The sequence below is a fragment of the Paenibacillus sp. 2RAB27 genome, from assembly GCF_052115445.1.
In the GTDB taxonomy this organism is placed as follows: domain Bacteria; phylum Bacillota; class Bacilli; order Paenibacillales; family NBRC-103111; genus Paenibacillus_E.
Map to the genome: position 1 here is coordinate 102,208 of NZ_JBFRGR010000012.1, position 24,194 is coordinate 126,401.

Annotated in this window: 18 protein-coding genes; 4 read left to right on the forward strand and 14 right to left on the reverse strand. The window is 48.8% G+C overall.

Annotated features, from left to right (window positions below; genetic code table 11):
- Window positions 1–30: 30 nt before the first annotated feature.
- Window positions 31–1,782, reverse strand: a complete 1,752-nt coding sequence (locus AB4114_RS17950; RefSeq protein ID WP_441989693.1) for an ABC transporter ATP-binding protein — start codon at window positions 1,780–1,782, stop codon at window positions 31–33.
- Window positions 1,783–2,325: 543 nt separating this feature from the next.
- Between AB4114_RS17950 and AB4114_RS17955 the strand changes: the two genes are divergently transcribed.
- Complete coding sequence (locus AB4114_RS17955; protein ID WP_441989694.1) at window positions 2,326–2,499, forward strand: hypothetical protein; 174 nt, start codon at window positions 2,326–2,328, stop codon at window positions 2,497–2,499.
- A gap of 106 nt (window positions 2,500–2,605) precedes the next feature.
- Here AB4114_RS17955 and AB4114_RS17960 read toward each other — a convergent pair whose 3' ends face one another.
- From AB4114_RS17960 to AB4114_RS17990, 7 genes are all read right to left on the reverse strand, one after another.
- A complete protein-coding gene (locus tag AB4114_RS17960; RefSeq protein ID WP_441989695.1) occupies window positions 2,606–4,642 on the reverse strand; it encodes a histidine kinase dimerization/phospho-acceptor domain-containing protein in 2,037 nt (678 codons plus the stop codon).
- Window positions 4,587–4,802: a hypothetical protein gene (locus AB4114_RS17965; RefSeq protein WP_441989696.1), complete on the reverse strand. Its 216-nt coding sequence runs from the start codon at window positions 4,800–4,802 to the stop codon at window positions 4,587–4,589. Before AB4114_RS17965 ends, AB4114_RS17960 begins: the two co-directional genes overlap by 56 nt.
- Entirely contained in the window at window positions 4,780–5,481 is a 702-nt protein-coding gene (locus AB4114_RS17970; RefSeq protein WP_441989697.1) for a response regulator transcription factor, read from the reverse strand. Before AB4114_RS17970 ends, AB4114_RS17965 begins: the two co-directional genes overlap by 23 nt.
- Before the next feature lie 719 nt (window positions 5,482–6,200).
- Window positions 6,201–6,455: a hypothetical protein gene (locus AB4114_RS17975; protein WP_441989698.1), complete on the reverse strand. Its 255-nt coding sequence runs from the start codon at window positions 6,453–6,455 to the stop codon at window positions 6,201–6,203.
- A 97-nt stretch (window positions 6,456–6,552) separates the two neighbouring features.
- Window positions 6,553–7,137, reverse strand: coding sequence for a DUF2231 domain-containing protein (locus tag AB4114_RS17980; RefSeq protein ID WP_441989699.1), 585 nt, complete (start codon window positions 7,135–7,137; stop codon window positions 6,553–6,555).
- A gap of 119 nt (window positions 7,138–7,256) precedes the next feature.
- Window positions 7,257–8,096, reverse strand: coding sequence for a M56 family metallopeptidase (locus AB4114_RS17985; RefSeq protein WP_441989700.1), 840 nt, complete (start codon window positions 8,094–8,096; stop codon window positions 7,257–7,259).
- Between the two features lie 2 nt (window positions 8,097–8,098).
- Window positions 8,099–8,515, reverse strand: a complete 417-nt coding sequence (locus AB4114_RS17990) for a BlaI/MecI/CopY family transcriptional regulator (protein ID WP_171638308.1) — start codon at window positions 8,513–8,515, stop codon at window positions 8,099–8,101.
- A gap of 184 nt (window positions 8,516–8,699) precedes the next feature.
- On the opposite strand from AB4114_RS17990, the gene AB4114_RS17995 reads away from it, so the two are divergent.
- Window positions 8,700–9,488: a pirin family protein gene (locus tag AB4114_RS17995; RefSeq protein ID WP_441989701.1), complete on the forward strand. Its 789-nt coding sequence runs from the start codon at window positions 8,700–8,702 to the stop codon at window positions 9,486–9,488.
- Between the two features lie 560 nt (window positions 9,489–10,048).
- On the forward strand, window positions 10,049–10,867 hold the full coding sequence (locus AB4114_RS18000; RefSeq protein ID WP_441989702.1) for a (2Fe-2S)-binding protein: 819 nt from the start codon (window positions 10,049–10,051) through the stop codon (window positions 10,865–10,867).
- A gap of 519 nt (window positions 10,868–11,386) precedes the next feature.
- Here AB4114_RS18000 and AB4114_RS18005 read toward each other — a convergent pair.
- The 6 genes from AB4114_RS18005 to AB4114_RS18030 all read right to left on the reverse strand — a co-directional run bounded on the left by AB4114_RS18005 (window position 11,387) and on the right by AB4114_RS18030 (window position 21,659).
- Complete coding sequence (locus AB4114_RS18005; RefSeq protein WP_441989703.1) at window positions 11,387–13,909, reverse strand: trypsin-like peptidase domain-containing protein; 2,523 nt, start codon at window positions 13,907–13,909, stop codon at window positions 11,387–11,389.
- A gap of 95 nt (window positions 13,910–14,004) precedes the next feature.
- Entirely contained in the window at window positions 14,005–14,814 is an 810-nt protein-coding gene (fdhD, locus tag AB4114_RS18010; protein ID WP_441989704.1) for a formate dehydrogenase accessory sulfurtransferase FdhD, read from the reverse strand.
- A 2-nt stretch (window positions 14,815–14,816) separates the two neighbouring features.
- Window positions 14,817–17,174: an FdhF/YdeP family oxidoreductase gene (locus tag AB4114_RS18015; protein ID WP_441989705.1), complete on the reverse strand. Its 2,358-nt coding sequence runs from the start codon at window positions 17,172–17,174 to the stop codon at window positions 14,817–14,819.
- Between the two features lie 569 nt (window positions 17,175–17,743).
- Window positions 17,744–18,112 carry a DUF2294 domain-containing protein gene (locus AB4114_RS18020; protein ID WP_441989706.1) on the reverse strand — a complete coding sequence of 123 codons (369 nt, stop codon included), beginning with the start codon at window positions 18,110–18,112 and terminating at the stop codon, window positions 17,744–17,746.
- Between the two features lie 205 nt (window positions 18,113–18,317).
- A complete protein-coding gene (locus tag AB4114_RS18025) occupies window positions 18,318–20,087 on the reverse strand; it encodes a methyl-accepting chemotaxis protein (protein WP_441989707.1) in 1,770 nt (589 codons plus the stop codon).
- A 342-nt stretch (window positions 20,088–20,429) separates the two neighbouring features.
- Window positions 20,430–21,659, reverse strand: coding sequence for a helix-turn-helix transcriptional regulator (locus AB4114_RS18030; RefSeq protein ID WP_441989708.1), 1,230 nt, complete (start codon window positions 21,657–21,659; stop codon window positions 20,430–20,432).
- Window positions 21,660–21,839: 180 nt separating this feature from the next.
- Here AB4114_RS18030 and AB4114_RS18035 point away from each other — a divergent pair, with 180 nt between their 5' ends.
- A complete protein-coding gene (locus tag AB4114_RS18035; RefSeq protein ID WP_441989709.1) occupies window positions 21,840–24,158 on the forward strand; it encodes a glycoside hydrolase family 2 TIM barrel-domain containing protein in 2,319 nt (772 codons plus the stop codon).
- Window positions 24,159–24,194: the final 36 nt, after the last annotated feature.

The window sequence follows — 24,194 nt, forward strand, 5'->3', positions numbered from 1 at the left end:
TATCGTTGGGGGCTCGATGTGCCCCATCATCTATTCCATCCCAACCGTCTGCTCCTCGAGCTGTTGACGGTCATATTGCTCTTTATACCAGCCGCCGAGGGCCAGAAGCTGCTCGTGCGTGCCTTCTTCAATGATATAACCCTCATCGAGCACGACAATCCAATCGGCATGCTGCACGGCAGAGAGTCGGTGCGTGGTGATTAGGGTGGTTTTGCCTGCGCGTTCCGTGCGGATACCGCTGATGATCTCGGCCTCCGTCTTCGCATCGACCGCAGAGAGCGCGTCGTCGAGCAGGAGAATCTCCGGATCGACGTACAACGCCCGCGCGATGGAGACGCGCTGCTTCTGACCGCCGGATAAGGCGACGCCTTTTTCCCCGACGAGTGTCTGCAGACCTTCCGGCAGGAACTCGACGTCCTTGCGGAACGCAGCTAGATCAAGCGCGCGATGTAATTCTTCTTCGGTGCCTTGCCCCTTGCCGAACATAATGTTTTCGCGCACGCTTTTGGAGAATAGAATCGGCTCCTGCGGCACATATCCGATCCAACCATGCAGCGTATCGATCGCGATCTGTTCAATTGGCGTATCCGTGATCGTGATCGCGCCTTGACCGACAGGATACTCGCGAAGCAGCTGTTTCAGCAGGGTTGTTTTGCCACTGCCTGTTCGGCCGACAATACCGAGCGTCTGTCCGCGTTTTAAGCGAAACGTCATGCCAACTAAATTATCAATGGATGAGGACGGATAGCGGAACGTTACATTGTCAAAGGTGATTGAATCTGGTTGTAGCTGCGTCGCAGCTTTCTGAGCTTCTATGACATCCGGCTTGTAGCCAAGGGTCTCATTGACCCGATCTAGCGATGCATTCCCGCGCTGCATAATATTCATCAGCTCACCGATCGCAAACATCGGCCAGATCAACATACCCAGGAAGGTATTGAAGGACACTAGCTCTCCGAGCGTCAGCTCACTGTGGAACACGAGATAGCCTCCGTAACAAAGTCCGATCAGGTAGGAAATACCGACCAGAATTTTGACCGTTGGTTCAAAAAGAGCATCAATTACCGCTACGGCGATATTTTTACGATAAACGTCGTCCGTCATCGTCGCAAAATTGTGCTCGCTCGCCTTCTCCTGCACGAATGCTCGGATGACCCGAACGCCTGCGATGGTTTCCAGGACGCGGTCATTCATTTGACCGAAAGCATCCTGTGCGAGGATGAACCTTTCATGGATGCGGCCGCCAAAAATCGTAATCGCAACAGCCATAATCGGCAGTGGTAAAATCGAGGCAAGCGTCAGCTTCCAGCTAATGAAGAAACCCATCATGCTCAGAATCGTTAGCATAAACAGCGTCGAATCGACGAAGGTCAAAATCCCGAACCCGGCGGTAGTCGATACCGATTGCAAATCGTTCGTCGCTCTAGCCATCAGATCACCCGTGCGATTGCGCTCATAGAAGGTAGGCGTCATCCGCAGCAGCTGCCGCATGAATCGGGAGCGCAGCACACGTTCAAGGACGAAGGCTCCGCCGAACAGCTGGTACAACCAAATGTAAGACAGCCCATAACTCACGACGATGAGTGCGCCCCAAAAGGCGAGTAATTGCCCCAATTTGGCTCCCGTTAAGGTACCCATGTGTATGCCATCAATCGCGTAACCAATCAGCTTTGGCGGTAAAACATCAATGATGCCAACGATGATCAGCAGCCCAATCGCGAGGCTGTAGCGTTTCCAGTTCATTTTGAAAAACCAAGCTAATTTCTTTAATACAGTAAACATACGATCTTGTCACTCCTCTCAAATGGCGCATAGACACCCAAAGACGCAAAAAGACACACCGCGCGCAGCGATATGCCATCTATAGAAACAGAAAAGCGCTCGTTACGAACTTCGTAACCCGCGCTTCACAACTTAACGTATGGGAAGGGGTGCTAACAGCCGAACATGCGTATGCAGTCGCTCGGGCCAACCAGCGGGTTACCATCTATGAAATTAGGTTGGACGCGTGTCCGTTTATGATGTGTGTTAAGGACAATAACCATAATATCCATAGTGAAACCCCCTATTTCGTTTGATGAGCCCGGCACATTAAGTGCCTGTTAATTTTCCAAAAGCTGTCTATTCGAACCTTACAGGGTGATCTTACCATCCCTCTTCTGAACGTGTCAATCGGATAAAAAGATTAAAATGCAACTCTCCCAGCCCGACATTTCCGATGTCTATACTCGTGATGAGAAGGCTTTCAAATGTCACACATGTTTCAAATTCATCAGGCATATGGATAGATTAGGAGTTCATCGCGCCTCAAAGGAGTGAATGCACATGGTCGATCAAGTGTTTGCATTGATGGGATGGATTGTGGGATTCGGAACGATCATAGGCGGTGTTATTACAGCTACAGCAAGGTTTGTCTCGAAGGACTCAATAGCGTATGACATGATTTTTTTGTGGGACAACCGGTATACGTTGGAGGAGTTGGAGCTTGAGCTAAAATAATAAGAACGCCGTCCTAATAGGACGGTGTTCTTAATTTAGTAGGGCTTGAGTACACGTGTGAATAGCACTATGTCATAACGTTATCTATATGAGCATATTCTACGCCCTACGCTTCCGGTGCAGTCAGCAACTCCCGCTTCTCAAATTCGGCAATAACCTTGAATTGGTCGCCGTCAATGTCAATCGTGAGCGTGCCGCCCTGCAGCTCAACGATGCTCTTGGCAATGGCCAAGCCGAGGCCAGAGCCTTCTGTTCCGCGAGACTGGTCGCCGCGTTTGAAGCGTTCGAACAGCTCCTCTACGCCGTAATTGAGCTCGTGGAGCGAGATATTCTGAATGATGAGGATCACGCGCTCTATGTTTTCCGTCAACGTGACGTAAACCCGAGTTCCCGGCAAGGCATATTTCAAGGCGTTACCGATGAGATTCTCGAAGACGCGCCACGTTTTTTTGCCATCCAGCAGCGCATACATATGCGGGCTTTGCACGTTTACGCGAAAAGTCAGCGTGGACGCCTCGATTTTGTCGCTGAACTCCGCCAAGGCTTGTGTCAGTAGGGCGGAAACGTCGACTTTTTCCCAATGAAGCTCTGTAGCTCCGCTTGCCATCTTCGATGCCTCGAAAAGATCTTCGATCAGCACTTTAAGCCGCTGCGTTTTTCGATCAAGCACCTCGAGGTAGTGGGTGGATTGGTCAGCGGTCAACCCTTCCTTTTTAAGTAAATCTACATAATTGATAATGGAGGTTAACGGTGTTTTCAAATCATGGGAAACATTCGTAATCAACTCTGTTTTGAGACGATCACTGACGCGTTGTTTCTCCAGCGAAAGCTGCAAGCCGTACTTCAAATTGTTAATGTTCATCGCCATCCGGGACAATTGGCCTTTGCCTTTGGCAGGAAGGGTCACATCGAAGTTGCCTTGCGACATTTGTTCCACGCCTTTGATAATGGCACGAAGCTGCTTAATCTTCCGCATCATATATGGCAGTACCACGAGTAGGAACAGGATGTACCAGACGAACGTAAAGACGATAACAGCCTCTTCTCCGCTAGAAGCTACCACACACACAGGCAAGAAGCCCATGATCGCGATGATCGCCATAAAGACGACTAACTTGAACAACAAGCCTCTTTGCTCCAGCGTATCTTTCAGGGTTTGCCAGAATGACGCGGTTAAGCTACTTCTCCATTCCATAGCGAGATTGTCCGGATGTTTCAGCAATGCGACTGCACCGCGAAAACCACTGTATACAATGACAAGTAAAGTTGTTGCGATGAGTACGATACTTATTTGATAAATACTGATATACGTCGGAGACCAGTAGTATATTTCAGCATCGAAGAGGATACCGAACAGGGCAGCTGCCGCAATAAAAGTTGTCCAAGCCCGAACATCGATCGGCAGGCGTTCCCTTACCACCCTTTCGATATCGATTAGCGATATGGTATCTCCCCGATATTTTCTTGCCAAGTAGGTTAGCCCAATTGTCAGAACCAAGAGTGCTGCTAGCCAGAAAACCGTTGCTGTCGCTTGCTTTTTTACTGATTGGTAAGAGAGATAATCTGTCTGAATAATGCCCGTGCCTTGCGATGGGTTTAAGATATAGTATGTAGCACTGACCTGGTCATAGTTCATGGCGTACAACATTCTGTTCGGTTCATCTAACTTGGGTACTGTTAGTGTATACATGAACGCCTGTTGATCTACCTTTTTTTGCAGCGCCTCAGATGAGATATTGCTATAGGTTTCACCGGTTTTCAAGTTTTTCACGACATAGTAGAGTGATTTAAGACGGTTATCCAAATTTGTCTTGGCGGACAAGAATTGCTTTTGCTTAGCCGTAATCGCAGCCTTCAGATTTTGTTGAAAAGTAGCTTCCTTCTCCTTATTCAGCTCCGCCATTTTCGCGTCTCTTTCAGCTTCCAGCCGATCAACGTCTGCATTTGTTTCATGATTGCGAGCCGTGTCGATACGCTGGCTGTACTTCTGCTCCAGATTTCTGACACGCTCCTCTACGGTTCGCTCCGCATCTCGTATCACGTTATAATAGTCATTATTGCCTAGCTGCTCTTCTGGTGTTTTCTCACTAAAATGCGGAGCCTCCAGATGGTACAACTGAATATTCTCGTAGATGGAATTCATTTCCCTCGCGAATGCCCCGCTTTTGAAAATAAGCGTCCTCACCGAAGTACACACTGTTCTTATAGGCATTCGTTACTGCGAATAACGTCAATGTCCACATGATGAAAACACCGACCAGCAGCACCAGGGAGAGTGATCTACTTCTCCATTTTATAGCCAACACCCCACACCACCTTCAAATATTTAGGATCCTTCGGATTAATTTCGATTTTCTCGCGAATTCTGCGCACATGCACAGCCACGGTATTCTCCGCGTTAAAGGCGGGATCTTTCCACACCTTTTCATAAATATCGTCAATAGAAAAAACACGTCCCTTATTCACCATCAGCAGCTCCAAAATTTTGAATTCTGTTGGCGTCATACGTACTTCCTCGCCATCGACTGTGACTTCCTTGGTGACAGGATTGAGCACAAGGCCGCGGACGCTTAACTCCTCATTTGCCGTCTTCTCCGTTCCAAATGGCCCTAGCGTTGTGTAGCGCCTTAACTGCGACTTCACTCGGGCGATTAGCTCCAGCGGATTGAAAGGCTTCGTTAAATAATCGTCAGCGCCAACATTCAGGCCCATAATTTTGTCCATATCCTCTGTTTTGGCGGAAAGCATCAGGATGGGGACATTACATTTCTCTCTAATCTTGAATGTCGCTTGAATCCCATCCATCTTCGGCATCATGATATCAAGGATGATCAAATGGAACTCCTTTTCCTCCAGCAAAAGCAGCGCTTCCAGACCGTTGTTCGCTTTGCTGACTTCCATCCCTTCGCCCCTCAAATAAATCTCAATCGCTTCCTGAATGTCGATATCGTCATCGACGACCAGCACTTGGTATTTCGTCACGTCCACGCACCTTTTCATCATCTCACTTCAAGCCACCGTACTAGCCTAATGATAATAGACACTATTTACAAAATAGTTACCATAATTCTTACGAAATTATGAAGACAGGGCTAACAAGCTATTCGTCTCTTTAGTGTAGCACGGAAGTACCATTTCATCATGAGGTCTGTTGTACAAGCAGAAAGCGCTGGAAGACGCCAGAAAAACGCCTCCGCCGTCCTTCAAGGAAGGAGCGTTTATGGAGAAATACAAGAAAGGGACTGTACTTGAGAAGTACGTCCCTTTTTGTATACGGCAGACACGTTGGCGCTCCTCTCTCGTGCAGGGATGCGGGCAGCCGTGCACCAAACACTAGAGTAACTGTATTTTGTACAGCTAATTTCACGTTTAATTCGTGTTTCCGTGATTTAACTGGAAATTATCCATTTAATATTAAGATTTCAAGAGAATACGGATGAAATTCGATGATTTAACCACATAAATTCCATCTAATCGTGGAATTTGGAGGAATTTGGGAGAATTAACTGTATGTTTTCCATTTAGCCGGGTGCGAAAGCCAAAATCAGATAAAGTGAAGTGTGATTATACATGAAATAAGGGGTAAGCTTTGCTTACCCTAAACCCAAAACAAATAAATTCCAAAAAGCCGCATCCACTGTAGTTGTAAACTACGGGATACGGCCTTCTTCATCATTTCGATATCTTCATTGCAATTGTGTTTATTCCAAATCCGCAAGTCGTGCCTTATCTTCGTCCAAGGACTCCGTAGCTTGCTGTACCGCGGGGCTGTCCGATTGGAGACTTGCCTGTGCTACAGCATTTTCAGCTTTGGAAATGGCATTTTGAGCCTCTTCCGTCGTTTGCTCAGTTGGGTGAGATAGGGCATGATTTACGGCTTGGTGAACGTTGTCGACGGAATTTTGTGCGGATGAGATCGGATTTTGCGATTGTAAGCTTGAATCAACCTTTGTCATATGGTTACCTCCTGAAGGCGTTATGCAATACCTCTGCTAGGATGAGGTATAAGAGGTAATTTTATTCGTAGCTTAATCGCAGCTAATCTCCCTTTTATTATTTAGCTGGTGCAGGTGACGTTTGAGCACCTGGTTGCTGCTGTCCTTGGCCTTGGCCACCTTGACGCTGGCCACCCTGCGTTTGACCTTGGCCCCCTTGGCCATTCTGTCCGGGGCCTCCTTGTATGCCAGGCCCGGCGCCGCCAGGTCCACCCTGCATACCAGGCCCGCCACCTGGGAAGCCTTGCATGTCGCGATGTACCATTTTGCCGCCAAGATGACCTGTGTAGCTAACGAGTAGCACCGCAACAAGAGAAGCGACGAGAAAGATCGGGTTGCTGCCGAGCTCGAGCTTTTTCCAAACAAGCAAGCCTACACGTACTACGGCTAATACAATAGCAAGGATCATCGTTAGCCTAGCATAGAATTCATGCGAGCCAACGAGCGTATTCCGTGATTCTGGCCCTGTAAGAACGCTGGCAATCGCACCAAGCGCACCAACGACAAGGCACAGCATACCCGCTGAGTGCCACTCCTTCTTTTTAAAAATAAGGGCCACAACATCAAAAACAAAGCTGAAAATTAATAGCGCAATGGGAACGTGAGTGAATATAAAATGTAGATTTTTCATTATGTAGTCCATGCTATTCGCTCCTTTATGTATCCGAAAATAGTTTACACTACAAAGCGTAGTGTAAAAGGTTGAAATTGTCAATTCTTTTTCTGACAAGCCCATTATCAAGTAAAAAAAGGACTTACTGGTTAGATAAGCCCCATAACGACTATGAAGATAAGTGCAGAAATCGCTAACCGAATAAGTGGCCAGCGCAAGGCAACTTCCCTCTCGGGGTCCAAAATATGCTGAATACGCACATTCATAGACGTCTCCGCAAAGGAAGCGTGTGAGAGTGGAAACCGCGGTTTCCCGGTTTGTTTGAGCAGCTTCAATAGCGCACTGCCTAGGTCTGTCGCTTGCTCCATCCGTTCGATGGCGTACTTGTCCGCGCGGARCTCGATCATCATCGGATATTTGTGGGCAATCCAAGCAAAAATAGGGATATACCGCATCGACTTCGAGATTAGCGCCAGCAGGAAAATCGCCGCAGGATCCCGGTGCTGTACATGGCATTTCTCATGCTCAATCACCGCACGAAGCTCACCCGGCTCCAGCATGTCCATCAGTCCCGTTGAGACCAGTATACGCGGCTTCCATAACCCGATGGTCATGGCAAGTGGTGCTGGGTAGCGGACGATTTGGAGTTGCTGCTGCGCGAGAGCGAAGTTCGCAGCATACGCTTCGGAAAGAGCGACATCATGGTATTTCTTCACAAGCTTATTCGCCTTGACCACATCATAGCTGTGCTTTACCGTGAACCAGACCATTGTCCCCATCGTGTAGAGAATCAATAGATTGACTAAGGTCATAGGTACGTGCCCTGGCACATGCAGATAGTGAAGGAGAATCATACACAAATCAAATAGATTGCGAGAGGGTCTCCAGTGGAACATATGCCCTAGGAGGAAGGCCACCATTTGCCACATAATCGTGCCCCCAACCACTAGTGCAGCCGCGTACAGCCATTTGAATCGCGATTCCTTCATCGTTATCGATCCCTTTTCAGAAGTAGAATATGCTGCTCCAACTGGTCAAGTAGCTCAGGGTCCACTTTATCGAGCGCATCAACCATATGGGTTACTGCCAACGAGCCAAATTGTTCAATAAGGTCATACGTCAGCTCTTTGGATTGCGTGTCCATGAACTCTTCAATCGTGATAACAGGCTTATAGTGAAACGACCTGGCAACGGAACGCTTTTGTAAAATCTTTTTGTCCACGAGGCGGTTCATCACCGTCATCACGGTATTGAAATTAATCGCTTTGTCTTCGTCCAGCTTTTGTTGGACGTCTTTGATCGTCATTTCCGAGGGGCTGGTCCAGAGAATTTCCATAATTTTAGACTCTAGTGGACCGAAAAAGCGGTTAAGTCCGCTTTCCTTTAATTTAAAGTTTTGCATTTTCACGTTAGCCACACTCCTTACACTATAAATTGTAGTGTGATCATAGTACGGAAGTCAAGAAGCACCACGATGTGTGAGCGACATGCTTTGAAATTACTTTGAAATTACTTTGACATCTCCTTAATTTCGCGATATAATACTTACATAAAGTTAGTTATTAAAAATAAGTTAGTTAAGGATGGTTCTGATGAGCATTCACATATATTCGGTAAGTGAGCAAGGCGTAGGCGCATTCGATGGAGGTAAATTCGTCGAACAACGGGCTATCAGCTTTCCCGGCGAAAAGACAGCGGTAGATCGTGTCGGCCCTCTATTCTACTGGGCATGGGGCAAAGCGACCGATGTATCGGAAATCGGCATGCACCCGCACAAAGCGTTCGAAATTGTCACGTACGTGATCGACGGACTTGTCGAGCACCGCGATTCCCTCGGCTCTTTGGAAACCGTGACGAACGGCGGTGCGCAAGTGATTCAAGCGGGTTCAGGTATTTATCACGCCGAGGCCTTCCGCAGAGCGGGCAGCGAGGCGATGCAGATTTGGTTTGAACCGCATTTGAGTGAGACTGGGAAAAAGCCGGCTGCCTACCATCAATACCAGCATGAGTTATTCCCCGTTAGCCAAGCTGCTGGTGCAACCGTGAAAAAAGTGATCGGCGGAGAGGCTCCTATCCAGTTGGATACAGATGCGCGGATGTATGATTGGGAGATTGAGCCTGGTGCGTCGTTCAGCTATGAGTTGGAGCTGGGACGCAGGATGGCGTTCCTCGTGATTCGCGGGGAAGGCGTGGGGAGCGTTGTTCGCGAAGAGCAAGGGCTAGAGCAGGAGCGGAAAACGCTGTCCCACAAGGATTTTGTGGTAGCGCAAGCGGCAGGTGAGGGCGAAGCTCTTCACTTGGTGGCGGGCAGCGAGCAAGCCCTGCGGATCATTGCCATTGACGTACCTGAAGATCCAGGCTATGCACTGTATCGGAAGTAAGCATTTTTCACACGTACCTCTCCATCTCTAAAGATGGAGAGGTATTGTGTTTATAAGAGCTTCACTTCTCGGCAAACATCCACTCTCCTCCTTCTCCTATTTACTTCATTTCACCAACTCCATCACACCTCCAGCAATTACTTTATACCTCCAATTCCAACACGAGCTCCAACAATTACTTCATACCTCCAATTCCAACACATCCGCCAACAATTACTTCATACCGCCAACTAGCCAGCACTCCCCGCCAGAATAACTGGATTTCCTCCAGCTATTTTGAGCCTTTCCGCCTCTTTTTCAGCAATAGATGGAAAACATGCAGCTAATCTCACGCCTATCCGCCCGAAAGGCCCAAATCAGCGAAATTAGCTGTACTTTTTCCATCTAACCTGGCGAATCAGAGAAATCGGGCTAAATTACATGGACTTTTTCCATGTATTTGTAGGATTCGCCTTCCTTTTTTGGAAGAAACCAAATTGACACTTTCGTCACGTCTCTTGTATGATCAAAGGAATTATTATGATAATGATAATCATTCTTATATTTGGAGTGTGCTGACGATGCCCATCGAAACAAACGTCGATTTTTCGCTAGTTGAGATGTACTTTCATATTTCACCAAAAGGAATGGAAGACCCCCTCCTGCACATTCCTGCACGGCAACTCCTAGAGGGACCAGTGATGCTGGACGTCCTGCAGCAAGGGCAAACGTTACTTCGCGGCAAAGGGTTAGACATTTCTGCGTCGTACTTGGGACTCACTCTTTTCAATCTGGTGGCTACGATCCACCTGTTTCTTGCTCAGTACAACCAATGGTTGGATTTGGAGTTAGATCATCTCGCACTTGAAGTCGAGAATCATGGCGACCATGCACATGTCGGATATAAGCTTGTAAACGTACAATGGAAGGAAGTTCCGACAGAAGATCGTGACCTGTTCATTGAGTTAGAGATGCGCAAGCTGTTCTCAACCCTCATCACGCCAATGATTACGGTCATCGCAGAGCAAGCCAAAGTGAATCAGGCTATGATCTGGAATCAATTCGCTGCGCGCATGACATTCGTACGTGACTATGTGTTGGAAAATGACCCACGTCCCCACGTCCGTGAACAGTTCACTGCCGATTATGAGGTGTTGACGAAACAGTTGACGGCCGATGTTTTTGGTCGCAAAGTAAATCCTTTCGTCCATGAGCCGAAGTACATAGATAGCCCTTATCAAGAAGGCAAAAAAATTCTGATGCGCTCCTCCTGTTGCATGTACTACCGTCGCGAAGAAGGAACAAAGTGCTTCAATTGCCCGATCCTCAAGGATTCGCAGCGTGAGGAAATGTTCATTGAGATCAAGAGCAAACAGGCCAGCACAGCTACAGCTGGATAAAGAAGACTTGAATATTCAAAGCCCCTGAGGAATTTTCCTCGGGGGCTTTGGTTTGTTTAGCTAGTTTGATGGACGTTGGCGTTAGTTGGGTCGGGTGCGAATGCGGGTTCTGTGCTGGTAGGTGGCAGGCGCAGGGAGAGTAATCAAATTGGAAGTCGTCCCTGAGATACGTACAAGTTTCTTAAACACAAGCTGTTATTCCCACGTAACGGAACGTAGATCCCCTATTTGGGCGAAAACAACGAATCTAGCCTCGAAACGGAACGTCAGTACCTTATTTGTTCAAAAAGCGGTGCTAAACCCAGCAAAAGTGGAAAATAGCGGATCTACGTTCCCTTAATCCCGGAAAAAGGCCATTCCTTCACCAAATAGCGTACTGACGTTCCGTAACTGGCGAGGATCATTACTGTCGGGGTGCGGGTACTGACGTTCCGCATCACAACTGCCGCACATCCCCCAAACAGAAAAAGCAGCGGGATTCCCGCTGCTTTTTCCTACTCCACTCGCTCGAGCGAGGCTCTACTTCCCGCCCGTACCGCTCACCAAGGTGAACGAAGTGAACGCCTTGTTCAGCCGCGCAACATTCGCTTCCGTGCTCACTGCAGCATCCATACGAAGCGTCACCGTATACGTGACTTGCTTGCGATTAAACAAATAGACCGTCTCGGCGTACGGAATGTGCGCTTTTGAATAGCTCACCGTGTACTTCTTCGCTTTCACATCACCGAAAAGTGTAACATCCTCTGACGAGTACGTGTAGTCACTATCATTGGTGTGACTGACTTTGTGCTCCTCTTCGGCATCCTTCAAGACTTCGGCGTAAGCCTTCTTGCTGTCTGCCTCTACACGTAAGTAACCACCTGTGAAGGTAAAGGACTTCGTCGCCTGATCGTTACCATCGTAAGAGCGGTTCGTTGTCCAATTTTCAGGAATACGCACGGTATAGTTGAACTTCTCGTTCTTATATAGCGTTGAACGATCCGGATCGGCAAGCTCATCTAAATCCTGAATGAAGCCAAGTTCCCCATCCATCTTTTCTTTATCCACGGAGATCGACGCCACCACGTTATCCCAGATCTTCTTCAGCTCATTACCTTGATCATCTTGCGGATAGGCCAATTGCACTTCATATTTGTACTTGTCTTTGATGAAAAAGAGCGAACTTCCCGCATCCCACTCGTCTCCCAAGGAACTCGCAAAATCTACTTTCCACGCTGGCACACCGTCTACGGTTACCTCTACTGGCTTGTCTACACGGCGATAATCCGCCTTATATTTGGCCTCAAACTCTTTAATCCCCCGGCCAACCCAATCCGACAGGGTATCACCCGAAGACGCTGAGGTAACATACACATGGATCGTTTGCGAATAATCCTCATTGTAAAAGGAGTTGCTTCCACGATGATCCTGCTCCCAATCCGCAGGCAAATCGATCGATAACCCGTACTCGCTCGTATAGGTCACATCATCAGAATTAAAGACAGAAATATCTTTCAGAGAGTTATCTGCCGTATTAAAAGCAAGCTTAAAGCTATCTAACAAATCATTAAAGCTGTTTTGCTTGGAACGATTCGTGTATTGTTCTTTGGTTACGAAAAGCTTAACCGTATACAAACGACCACCATGCAGGTAGCCTCGCGTCTGGATATAGCCATCTTCACCGGATCGGCTCACGATTTTGGCATAAGGACTTTCTGCCCGCTTCACATATTGACGTTCCAGAATCGTCGCACTATCCCCATAGCCCGAATATTCACTACTATTATCACCTGCGAGTTTGTTCAAAAGAGCCGCTGCCGACAGCTCATCACTTTKGTCACTGTCTACGTGAATAGAAAGCGCGAATTCGCMCTTCGCATCAACGAAGCTTACKGTATCACCGTCGTCGGATTGTTGTCTTTTGACAAGACCCGCCGGGTACTTCATGGACCAGCCGAAATGGCTGTCGCCAATCTTCGTTTTACCGCTGTCCGCATCCAAAGAACTTCCCTCGGTATCTTCTGTTAAAGTCGCTTCTGCACTGTGCAATTCACCAAGCTTCACAGTTTTGGTCAACGTCGAGCTTCCAGCCTGAAGCTTAATATCCACGGATTGGCCTGGCAAATACTTTTTAATCGCCTCGTTGTAATCGACGAGTGTTTTGACCGAGTTAGGGCCTACAGAAACTAAAATTTCATCTTGTTCAATTCCCGCTTCAGCCGCAGGTGAATCTGCGCCCACGTAAGTTACTCGGAGCCCGGTCGAACTCGGCAAGCCAACAACGGCTTCCCAGCTCTCTTCTAATTCCAGCCCTGTATAAGCGCGCTTTACTTTGCCATACAGTTCAAAATGCTTCAAAACATATTTCACCGTATCTACGGGTATAGCAAATCCTAGATTTTCTACACCAATATCGGCGTATTTCATCGTATTAATCCCAATGACTTCGCCCTTCATATTGATCAAAGCGCCCCCGCTATTGCCCGGGTTAATGGCTGCGTCTGTTTGAATCAACTGATACTGCGAGCTCACCGAGCGATCTAGACCGCTGACAATGCCTACGGTTACAGAGTTACGTAAAGCGAACGAAATTGGCGTTCCAATCGCAGCTACCGTTTCACCAACTTTGATGTCCGAAGAGGAGGCGAAGGTGGCCGGTTGGAGGCCAGAGGCGTCAATTTTGACAAGTGCCAAATCGCTCTCCTCATCAATATTCGAGGCATGCCCGCGATAGGTTGTCCCTTCGGAGGTCACGACGACGATATTTTTCATATTTTTCACCACATGAGCATTCGTAACAATCACACCGTTGGAGGCAACAATGACACCCGTCCCGTGTGCAAGGTTAAAGCGATTCTTCTCTAATGACTTATCCATCTCCGAAGATGGTTTTCCTATAATGGCGACCACGGAAGGTGAGGCTTTCTCGATAACCTGCGGAATCTCTGCGTTAATTTCAGCAGCGTAAACATGCGAAGACATCGGCTGTGCATACGTCACAAGTACGAAAGCTGCGACCAGCGAAATGCTCCCTTTTTTCATCCAAACTTTCCAATTCCCCATTATGTCGTTCCTCTCTTAACAAAAGTTGGCAATAGCTAGAATCTAGCACAATTCTGGTAGAGAGACAATATAAATATTTCCACAAAAAGGTAACTTTATCGACATTCTGCAATGCGCTCGGGATGCGTGTACACGGTTAAATGGTCCTTCCGAATGAAGCCAACCACCGTAATGCCAAGATCGTGAGCGAGTCGAAGAGCTAGATCGGTCGGTGCTGATTTGGACAAAAGGAGGCCGACGCCGATTTTCGACGTCTTCAACACAACCTCGGAAGAGACTCTTCCGCTGAAAGCGAGAACCTTATCCCGAACCGAAATCCGCTCCCTAAGGATGTGTCCGTATATTTTATCAAGCGCGTTATGCCTGCCGATATCTGCTCGGGTAACTCGAAGCTCACTGACCGTGCACAGCGCTGCGTTATGTAACCCTCCTGTCGCCCGAAATTCCGCCGATTGCTCCTGAAGTTCGCTCATTAGATGAAAGCATTGAGGGATAGTCAGACTGAGCTTCGTTGTCACCGTTTTGGCCGTGCGCATATCATTGTGAAAATAAAACTGGCGGCTTTTCCCGCAACAAGATCCGATGAATCGCTTGGATACCATCTGACGGCTCAGCTGATGAAGATGCCGCAGCTTCACATGAGCGAAGCCGCGATCCTCCTCGAGGGATAGGGATTCAATCTGATCGACAAAACGGATCATCCCTTCGGAAGCAAGAAAACCCGTAACCAAATCTATCGTGTCGCTTGGTGTGTAGACGAGTGTAGCAAACTCTTCACCATCGAGCAGAATCGTCAGAGGTGCTTCGACGGCAATCGTATCCTCCGCTGGAAGCACCTCAGAGCCGTTATAACGGTGAATCGACCATGTTGTGGTCGCAGGTGATGGAAGCTTTTCATCATCCAAGCTCATCCCTCCATCTCCGTTTCCAACTCTAAAATGCGCTTCTCTACATAACGTGTGTCTTTGTGTGCGTGATACGTTTCTGCCTTTTCAACGATAACAGCCGTGTTATACTCCGGAATGCCAGCGAATGGCTCATATACCCCCTTGGGTATTAAACTGTTACCCTCAGGCCAATGCACCTCAATGTTGCCCTGCTTGACATCCGCTTGCTTCACTCTGCCGTGCATGCTGCCAAACCCATTGTAGACCACGATCGCTTCTCCTTCCTTTAAGGCGAGTCCCTTCGCGTCATCTTTATGAATCAGCACGTCGTAGCGATCCGCTTCATTGAACGGATCGACGTCACTGTAGATCATCGAATTGAATTGCTTGCCGCGGCGCGTCGTCACCGCGAAATGCCCCTCCGGCTTCCGCAGCTCCGGAAGCTCGATCGGCAGCAGCCGGCCGCGGCCATCCGGCGTCGGACAGACGCCGTCTTCGCACAGCCACGCGCCGCCGGACTGAAACACATCCCCGCGCTCCCGCAGGTGCTGGATGCCGTCGTAGCTCGGCGCGGCCTGCGCGATCTCCGCGCGGATCGCTTCCGCTGTGCTGCAGCCTAGCAGCGCTACGGCTTCGGGCTTCACCCGGCGGGCGAGATCGCCGTAGATGTCCCACTCCGCACGGGCTTCTCCGATGCGGGGGCCAGCGATCTCGGGCGAGAAATACACCATCCGCTCCGTCGAGGTGGATGTGCCTCCCCCAGGCTGCTCGTAGCGCGTCATCGCGGGCAGCACCACTACGGCCTCCCGCGCGTCGAGCAGCGTGGAGGTGTTGAGAATAATGTCCTGGTGGACACGGACATCGATTGATTCTAGGGCTTGCCGGACGAACACTGGGTCCGGCATCGTCTCGAGGAAGTTGCCTCCGGATGTGTAAAACAACCGGAGCTTCCGCTCCTGCTCCTCCGGCAGGAGCGCATTCTCGAGGGTGACGCCGACGATGTCACCCTGCCAGCTCGGCAGCTCGAAGCCCCAGAGCTGCTCGATGCGCTCGCGATCGGCGGCGCTGCTGATCTCGCCGCCCGGCAAGGAGAAGGGATCGGCGCCCATTTCGCCGGATCCCTGCACGCCGCTATGGCCGCGGATGGGCATCAGCCCGCAGTGCTCGCGGCCGAGAAAGCCTCGCAGGAGGGCGAGATTCGCCACCTGCGAGATGTTGTCCGTGCCGAAGCGATGCTGTGTGAGCCCCATGCTCCACACGAATACCGCGCTAGCGGCACGGGCTAGGATTGCAGCGAGCTCGCTGATGCGCTCGCGGGTGAGACCGGACGACTGCGTGAGCGTCGTCCAGTCCTGCTGCGCCACGTGGGCGCGCAGCTCTTCAATGCCGTTCGTGTGCGCAGCCACGAACGCATGGTCAATCGCGGAGCCGGGCTCGCGCGCCTCCATCTCGAACCACACCTTCATGATGCCATTCATGAAGGCAATATCTCCCCCGATGTTGACTTGGTATACATCGTCAGCCAGCTTGGTGCCGAATAACGCTGATTCGGCAATCGAAGGGATCCAGTACTGCTCCATCGACGGCTCGTAGTACGGGTTAATGACGATGATTTTCGTCCCTTTGCGTTTGGCCGCATACATATACTTCGTCGAGACCGGCTGATTGTTCGCGGCCACGCTGCCCCAGAACACAAGGACGTCCGTGCCGATCCAGTCCTTGTAATTGCAAGTCGATGCGCCCACGCCTACGGAGCGCTTCAGTGCCGTCTTCGACGGCGAGTGGCAGATGCGTGAGGCATTGTCGATATTGTTCGTCCCGAGCAATCTCGCTACCTTCGCTGCCACATAGTACGACTCGTTCGTAATCCCTCTCGCCGTTAAATAGAACGCCATCTGCTTCGGGTTCAACCCGCGCATCTTCGACGCAACCGTTTCCAGCGCTTCGTCCCAGGTGGCGCGGCGGAAACGTCGCTCACCTTTCTTCCGAATGAGCGGATACGGAATGCGTCCGAGCTGGCGAAGCTCGGTGGAGCTCATGCGGCTGAGCTCGTCGATGTCCGCATGAAGCAGCTCCTCGCGAATGGCTGGCATCGTATTCAGCCGCAGGACGTTCAGCCTTGTCGTGCAGATATGCGGCCCCGCCAGCGTTTGATCGTATAGCCCCGACACACCAAGCGCACAGCCGTCGCACACCCCTTGTGTCAAAATTCTCACCGCATAGGGCAGATTATCCCGATTTTGCCATGCGATTTTGGCTGTTTCTCGAATATGTTTCGGCTTCACTTTACCGAGACCGAACGGTATCTTACTGACCCAAAGCTTCGGGTCTGGTTTCGCCGGCAACTTGATCGGCCCTGTGTGCTTCGTTTTCCCCAATTGAAGCGCCTCCCATTGTGTGTATGTATGGCATCACTATGTATTCCCATGTAATTTGCATGTTGCCTAGCCTATTGCGTTTGTATGCCATCACTATGTATGGCATCTAGTTTGCATGCCCTCTTACCCAGACCATTCCCCACTGCCTCCACAACCAACCGTTGCCCCAAATAACTGCAATAGTGCAACCTTTCTCCAACAAATTCGCCTACTTTAGAGAAATAAGTGCAAATCTGCAACTATTTCTGGCGCTTCTGACGTTTGTAGCGTATTTATCACAAAAAGGTTGCCTATTCGCAACAATTCCTACTCAGCGAGGAGTCTAGCGTGAAAAGGTTGCCTATTTGCATCTTTGAACGCCTAGAAAGGCCGGCTGAGCACTTAAAGTTTGAACAGCTTGTTAACAACCGCTCCTCGGCTCTCTAGAAGCAAAAAACCACCGCAAAACAACCCCAAGCCCCTCTTTACGAGAAGAGTCTCGGGTTGTCTCACAGTGGTTAGTCTCCGGCAGGTTCGCTACCAAGTGCCAAGCACCTTACTTATGTATATGTAGATGTACGAGCGGATAGTTATCCGTGTCTGGTACTGAACTTCTTTTCCAAATCCTCATCAAAGACGAATATCGACATCCCTATATCCTGCGCAATATCAATATCAACGAACAGCTGAACGAACTTCGCGCCCAGCAGCGCTTCCATCTCTACAGGGGGATGATCCTTGTATATTTCTTTGACCATTTCTGTGCGTGCCGTGCGGAGCATTTGCCTGCCATCGCCCGTCTTCGCCATAAACTTTTCTACGGGAGAAAGGTTTCCTGCCATTTCGCAGATTGCCCAACTTTTGCAGAAGGTCGTCGTCACGCGTTCCGGCCCTTTGCCCATATGCCTCTTGCGGTACGCTTTTACCAAGTTACTGAATTCGGCCTCCATGCGATTCATTGGTCAGCCACCTTTATGTTTACTAGCTTCATCATAGCAAGAAAGCCCTTACCTGACAACATCATAAAGGCCTATCCGTGTGGCTTACCGTTTACCACTCCCCAGGCCATATAATTTCTGGCGTGTCAAAAAAGAGCGATCAAGACATTCGTCTTGTCGCTCCACCGCTCTGTTCAGCCGTTCACCCCCGTGAACCGCTAACATCTCATTCCTTAATCTGAAACTGATGTGCCATCTCCTTAAGTGCTGTCGCCATGTGGTTAAGAGAACTGGAGGATTGCGCAATCTCGTCAATCGTGGCCATTTGTTCTTCCGTTGCAGAGGTAATCGTCTCGGAATTTTTGGCCGACTGCCCGGCAATGCGGTCCAGTTCCTGCAAAGAGGCAGTAATTTCTTCGGAACTTGCCGACATTTGCTCCGCCGCCGCCGAAGCCTCTTGAATTTGGCTCACGACCCCTTGAGCTGTTTCCACAATTTTAGCAAAAGCTGTTCCCGTTTGCTCAATCGCCAACATGCCTTGCTGGAATTCGTCGATGCCTTGGACAGTCGAACTGGAAGCCGACGCAATGTCCGCCTGCACTTGACTGACAAGCTCGTTGATCTGCTCGGAAGAGTTCTTCGACATTTCCGCCAGCTTTTTCACCTCGGACGCAACAACCGCAAAACCTCGGCCTTGCTCCCCGGCCCGTGCCGCCTCAATAGATGCATTTAGTGACAACAGGCTCGTTTGCGAGGCGATATCCGACATCATGGTGACAATGCTGCTAATTTCCTGGGAGCGCACATTCAGCGTCTCCATCACCTTGGAGATATTGTTGACCGCTTCCTCCACGGACTGCATTTTGGAAATTGACAGCTCAATAAGCCCGAAGCCGTATTCCGCTTCCCTCTTTGATTGAATTGATGTTTCATAGGCCAGCGAAGACGTATCGGCAATTCGCAGAATTCCCTGCGTCATTTCTTCCATCGCTCTGGAGCTTTGCTCCGTGCTCATCGCTTGTGTTTCGATGCCTGTCGCAATAAGCTGCGTGGACTCTGCAATATTCCTTGAAGCTTGTGTCGTTTCATCAATGGAGGATTGCAGCGTCTCGGAAGCTGCGGATACTTGATCCGAGCTGTGCATCACTTGCTTCACCAGCGTTTTTAAATTCGTGCTCATCGTCGTAAAATCACTGGCCAGCTTGCCGATTTCATCCCTGTTCTTAATGTACAGCGGATCCGAAGTTAGGTCGCCAGTCGCAACCTTTCGAGCTTCAGCGGCAATTTTTTTAATCGGTTTGGAGATATGATTGGAGAAAAGGATAACGCCCAGCGACCCCAAGACCAAACAAATGAGCAGCATCGTGATCGTGGCATGCAGCATGCGCTTCTGGCCATCATTGTAGTCCTGGTAATAGGAACCGGCTGCGACAATCCAATTCCAATCCGGCACTTTGAGGGCGTAGGCTATCTTCAGCGCCTCTTGGTCACTGTTTGGCAGCGGCCAGTTATAAAAGGTAAACCCGCCGCCATTTTGAGCCTGGCCAATCATATCCTGGATGTAATAAACTCCGTCCGACGACTTTTTATCCCAGATGTTCTGACCTTCCAGACTCGGATGCGCTTGCAAATCCCCTTTATCGTTAAGGACAAAATAATAGCCGTTGGCGCCCATGTTAATATTACGATTAATCGGTCTTGTCCCATCTGCCTGCTTGCTGCCCAGCATGATGAGCTTCGCGTCTTCTTCCGCCTGCTGCATCGTCAATTGACCGTTCTTGACCAGCTCATTTAGCTGATTAATATTTTGAACCATCAGTTTGACGCTGTTCTCCAGGTTTTTCTCAATGAGCCTATCCGTCTCGTCTTTGGCGTTAAAATAACTGTTAATAGATAAAAACAGCGTAGGGATCAACAACAACAATAGGCAAAAGGCCAAAAGCTTCTTTCGAATTGTAAAGCCCCATTTCAAGGGAGTACTGCCAACTTTCTGCATGTGTTCTTCGCCTCCTGAGCAGCTCGCAAGCATACGTTTATTGACCTAGGTATAAATAACTAAATCATCTAGATCTTTATGCCTATTATACTTGGGATTCTTTTTAGCTGAGCACGCATGTGTTACGAAAACAGTAATTTTCGCAACACGTTGGCTAGAACGGGTGTGCGGCTCATGTGCACAAAAGGCCGCCAGCATTCGCTGACAGCCCTATCGTCTTACTCTGATTTGAGAATGACATCCTCGCTGTGCAAATCCCCAGCAAAGGACAACCCTTCGATTGTCTTCGGCTTTGGCAGCAGCGACGCGCTCACGATATTCCCCGGGCCTACAATCTGCCGCTTATCTATTAGCGAGTATGTACTGGGAAGGCGTCATGGCCGTGCATTTTTTGAACACTCTTGCAAAATAATTGAGATCGTTAAAGCCCACCATGAAAGCAATTTCCGTAATTGGAATGTTGCCTCTTAGCAAATAAATCTTAGAAGCCTCCACCCGCTTCAGATTGATATAATCGATCAGATTTATGCCGACATCCTGCTTAAACTTCCTTGAAAGATGCGAAGCATTGACATGAATATTTGCGGCAATCTGCTGCAAGGTCAGAGGCTTTTGCAGATTTAAATCGATATGATTGACCGCATTTTTTACAATACTGCTATAGCTCTTCGTGGAATAGACATGTACAGCCTCGCAGTACTCTTCGATGATAACCGCCGTCAATTTCTTCAACTGCGGCAGATTCGTCGACCTCTCAATCGTGATCGAGAATTTCTCCGATATATTATGTACATAAACCGGATGCAAGCCACCCTTCTCGGCGGCAATCCGGCATAAGGTATTGAGTGTAATCAATAAATTTTTCGTTGACCTAATTGGGCTCTCTGGAATGCGATCGGGGAGATTAAAATGGCTTCCTATTCCTGCGGTTATCCGACGAATTTCCTCCGTATTTCCCCTTGTGACTGCATCCATCATCTCTTTCTCATAGCGATAGCGAAGCTCAATCACAGAGATACTCTCCGCGATTTGACTCTCTTGCTCCTCTTTACGAAGAACGGGCTGAATGATAGCTGGACTGACCAATTGGCTGTCTGCATGCGGATGTGCACATAGATTGACAATGAAATCCCCCATCATGTTGGAGTCATTACTGCTCATAAACGATAAGGATTGGTAGAAGGATTGAAGCTGCTTGCGCTCACTGATCGGCAGATTACTTTTCACAATGACATCACTTATAAAATCCGCATTCGGAAAGCTTGATAGAAAAGGTCCCGCTAGCACGAATCCGCAATAGGACTGTTCCCGCCATACACCCACCGCAAGATATTCAAGTCCAACCTCATTGATGTAATAAAAGCAGCTCGTAGGACTTAGCCCTTGTAAGATCCCCTTTAATTCCGGGTACGCACGGCCTACTGACTGAATCACAGCGGGAAGCTGATGGTCCACCAGTTGAATAGCAACCTGATCCTCTGAGTCAATAAATCGGACATCCAACTTAATAAAATGGTGCAGCAACTGCAAGGTTTTATTAAAGGCATGTAGATCAAAATGACCATCTCCCAACTAGCTCATCCCCTTCTTATGAATACCCCTAGTATAAATCCACCTCAAGACAAGAAGCAATTTTCGTGCTAATCCAATCAAAATCGTGCGATCTCAAACAGGATAAATCATTTAAAATAGATTTGTAATCGTTTTCAACCTCGTGTAATCCATAAACTCACAAAAGGATGGGATCTATCCATGAGACAACTTATAAATATGAACCAATCTTGGTCTTTCAGCAAACAAGATATCGCCGTTGCGAATGATATTTTTTGGGATGCGAGCAATTGGGAACCGATCGACCTCCCCCACACATGGAATGCGATTGACGGCGCGAACGGATTTGATTTTTACAAAGGAACTTGTTGGTATCGCAAAAGCTTCTTCGTTAGTACGACGGCACATGGCAATCGCGTATTCATTGAGTTCGAAGGCTCCAACAGTATCACCGACGTTTATGTTAATGGGCACCATTTGGGGCAACACCGCGGCGGCTATTCAAGCTTCCGTTTTGATATGACGGACGTGATCACCGTCGGTGCTGAAAATACCCTTAGCGTGAGAGTCGACAACACGGTTGTGGACGATGTCTACCCGCAAATGGCTGATTTCACGTTCTTCGGTGGTATTTACCGGAATGTGAACATGATCATTGCTAGCCCGGTCCATTTTGACCTGCTGGATTACGGTTCCACGGGTGTCTATGTCATTCAAGAGGACGTTAGCCATGAGAAAGCCGTTCTTACGATCAAATCTAACCTAACGAATGATGAAGCTGTAGATAAAAAAGTAAGACTATGGGTGGATATCCTCGATGCGGCGGGGCGTCATGTCGCTTATGCAGCTAAAGAAGTCATGCTAGCCGCTGGTGAAACACAAGTCGTTGAAGTGCCAGTCGTGATCAAGAATCCAACGCTCTGGAACGGTCGCAAGAATGCGTATCTATATAACGCCCAAGTGTCCTTGATCTCTTATAACGATACGATAGATGCGCTAAGCATTCCGTTTGGTGTGCGTTATTTTGAAGTCGATGCGGACAAAGGCTTCTTCCTGAACGGTGAGCATCTGGCTTTGAATGGGGTTTCTCGTCACCAGGATCGCAAAGATATGGGCTGGGCGATTACGCCACAACAACATGAAGAAGATATGGCGCTAATCAAAGAAGTGGGTGCAACGTCCATTCGTCTCGCACATTACCAGCATGATCAACATTTCTACAATCTATGCGATCAAGAGGGGATGGTCGTGTGGGCCGAGATCCCGTTCATTTCGATCATGTCCAAAACGGAGCTAGAAGGCATCAATGCGAAGCAACAGATGATCGAATTGATCCGCCAAAACTTCAACCATCCGTCCATCATGTTCTGGGGCATCCAGAATGAGATTCAAATCGGCGGCGATACACCTGCGCTTCGCAAGCTCGTCAATGAATTGAATGCGTTAACGAAGAAAGAAGACCCTACGCGTTTGACGACGATGGCGAACGTGATGTTCGTTGAGGATACTGACGACTATAACCGGACAACTGACATTATTGGCTATAACAAATACTATGGCTGGTACAACGGGAAAGCGGAGGATTTTGCCGCGTGGATTGATGGCTTCCGCCAAACGAACCCAACAGCGAAGCTTGGGATCTCCGAATACGGGGCTGAAGGGATTATTCAATACCACAGCAACGATCCGAAGGTGAAAGATTATACCGAAGAATACCATGCGCTGTACCATGAAATCGTGTGGGATATTTTCGCCAAACGTCCTTTCCTGTGGGCAACGTATGTATGGAATATGTTCGATTTCGGCGCTAACATTCGGGACGAAGGCGGCGTGAAAGGCCGTAACAACAAAGGCTTAGTCACTTACGATCGCAAGATCAAGAAAGATGCCTTCTATATGTACAAAGCGAACTGGTCCGATGAGAAATTCGTTCATATCGCAAGCAAACGCTATATCGACCGCGCAGATGACGCGATTAACGTGAAAGTCTACACCAACTGTGACACAGTTACGCTTTATGTGAACGGTACTGAGTTAGCTTCACAATCCAGTGAGAATCGGATCTTCCTTTTCGACCAAGTAGCACTTCTTGCTGGCCAAAATGAGATCACCGTTATCGCCCACCAAGATGGTCAGACGTTCGAAGATACGGCCTTCTTCAACAAGGTAGCCGTTGCCAACCCAAGCTATGAAGCGCCGGAAGAAAAAGGCGGCATCGTCAAGAACTGGTTCCAAGTTCCTGATCTTGGTGATGTGCAAGTCGAAGAGCTTGTTATCACCGATGACGTCTATTCCACTCGCTGTTCCATGGGCGAAATGATGGATAACGACGCAGCGCGCGCGGTACTTGAGAAATATTTGGGCAACTTCTCGGAGCATCCGATGTTCGGCATGGCACAAGCGATGAAAATCGATATGCTGGCTTCGCTGGCAAGCGATATTTTCAACGAAACACTGCTATATGCACTGAATAAAGAGTTGACTCAAATCCGGAAACAGACGGAAATCAATACGCATTAGTTCCTAATTACTCCCGTTCAGATGGGGCGGCTTTCG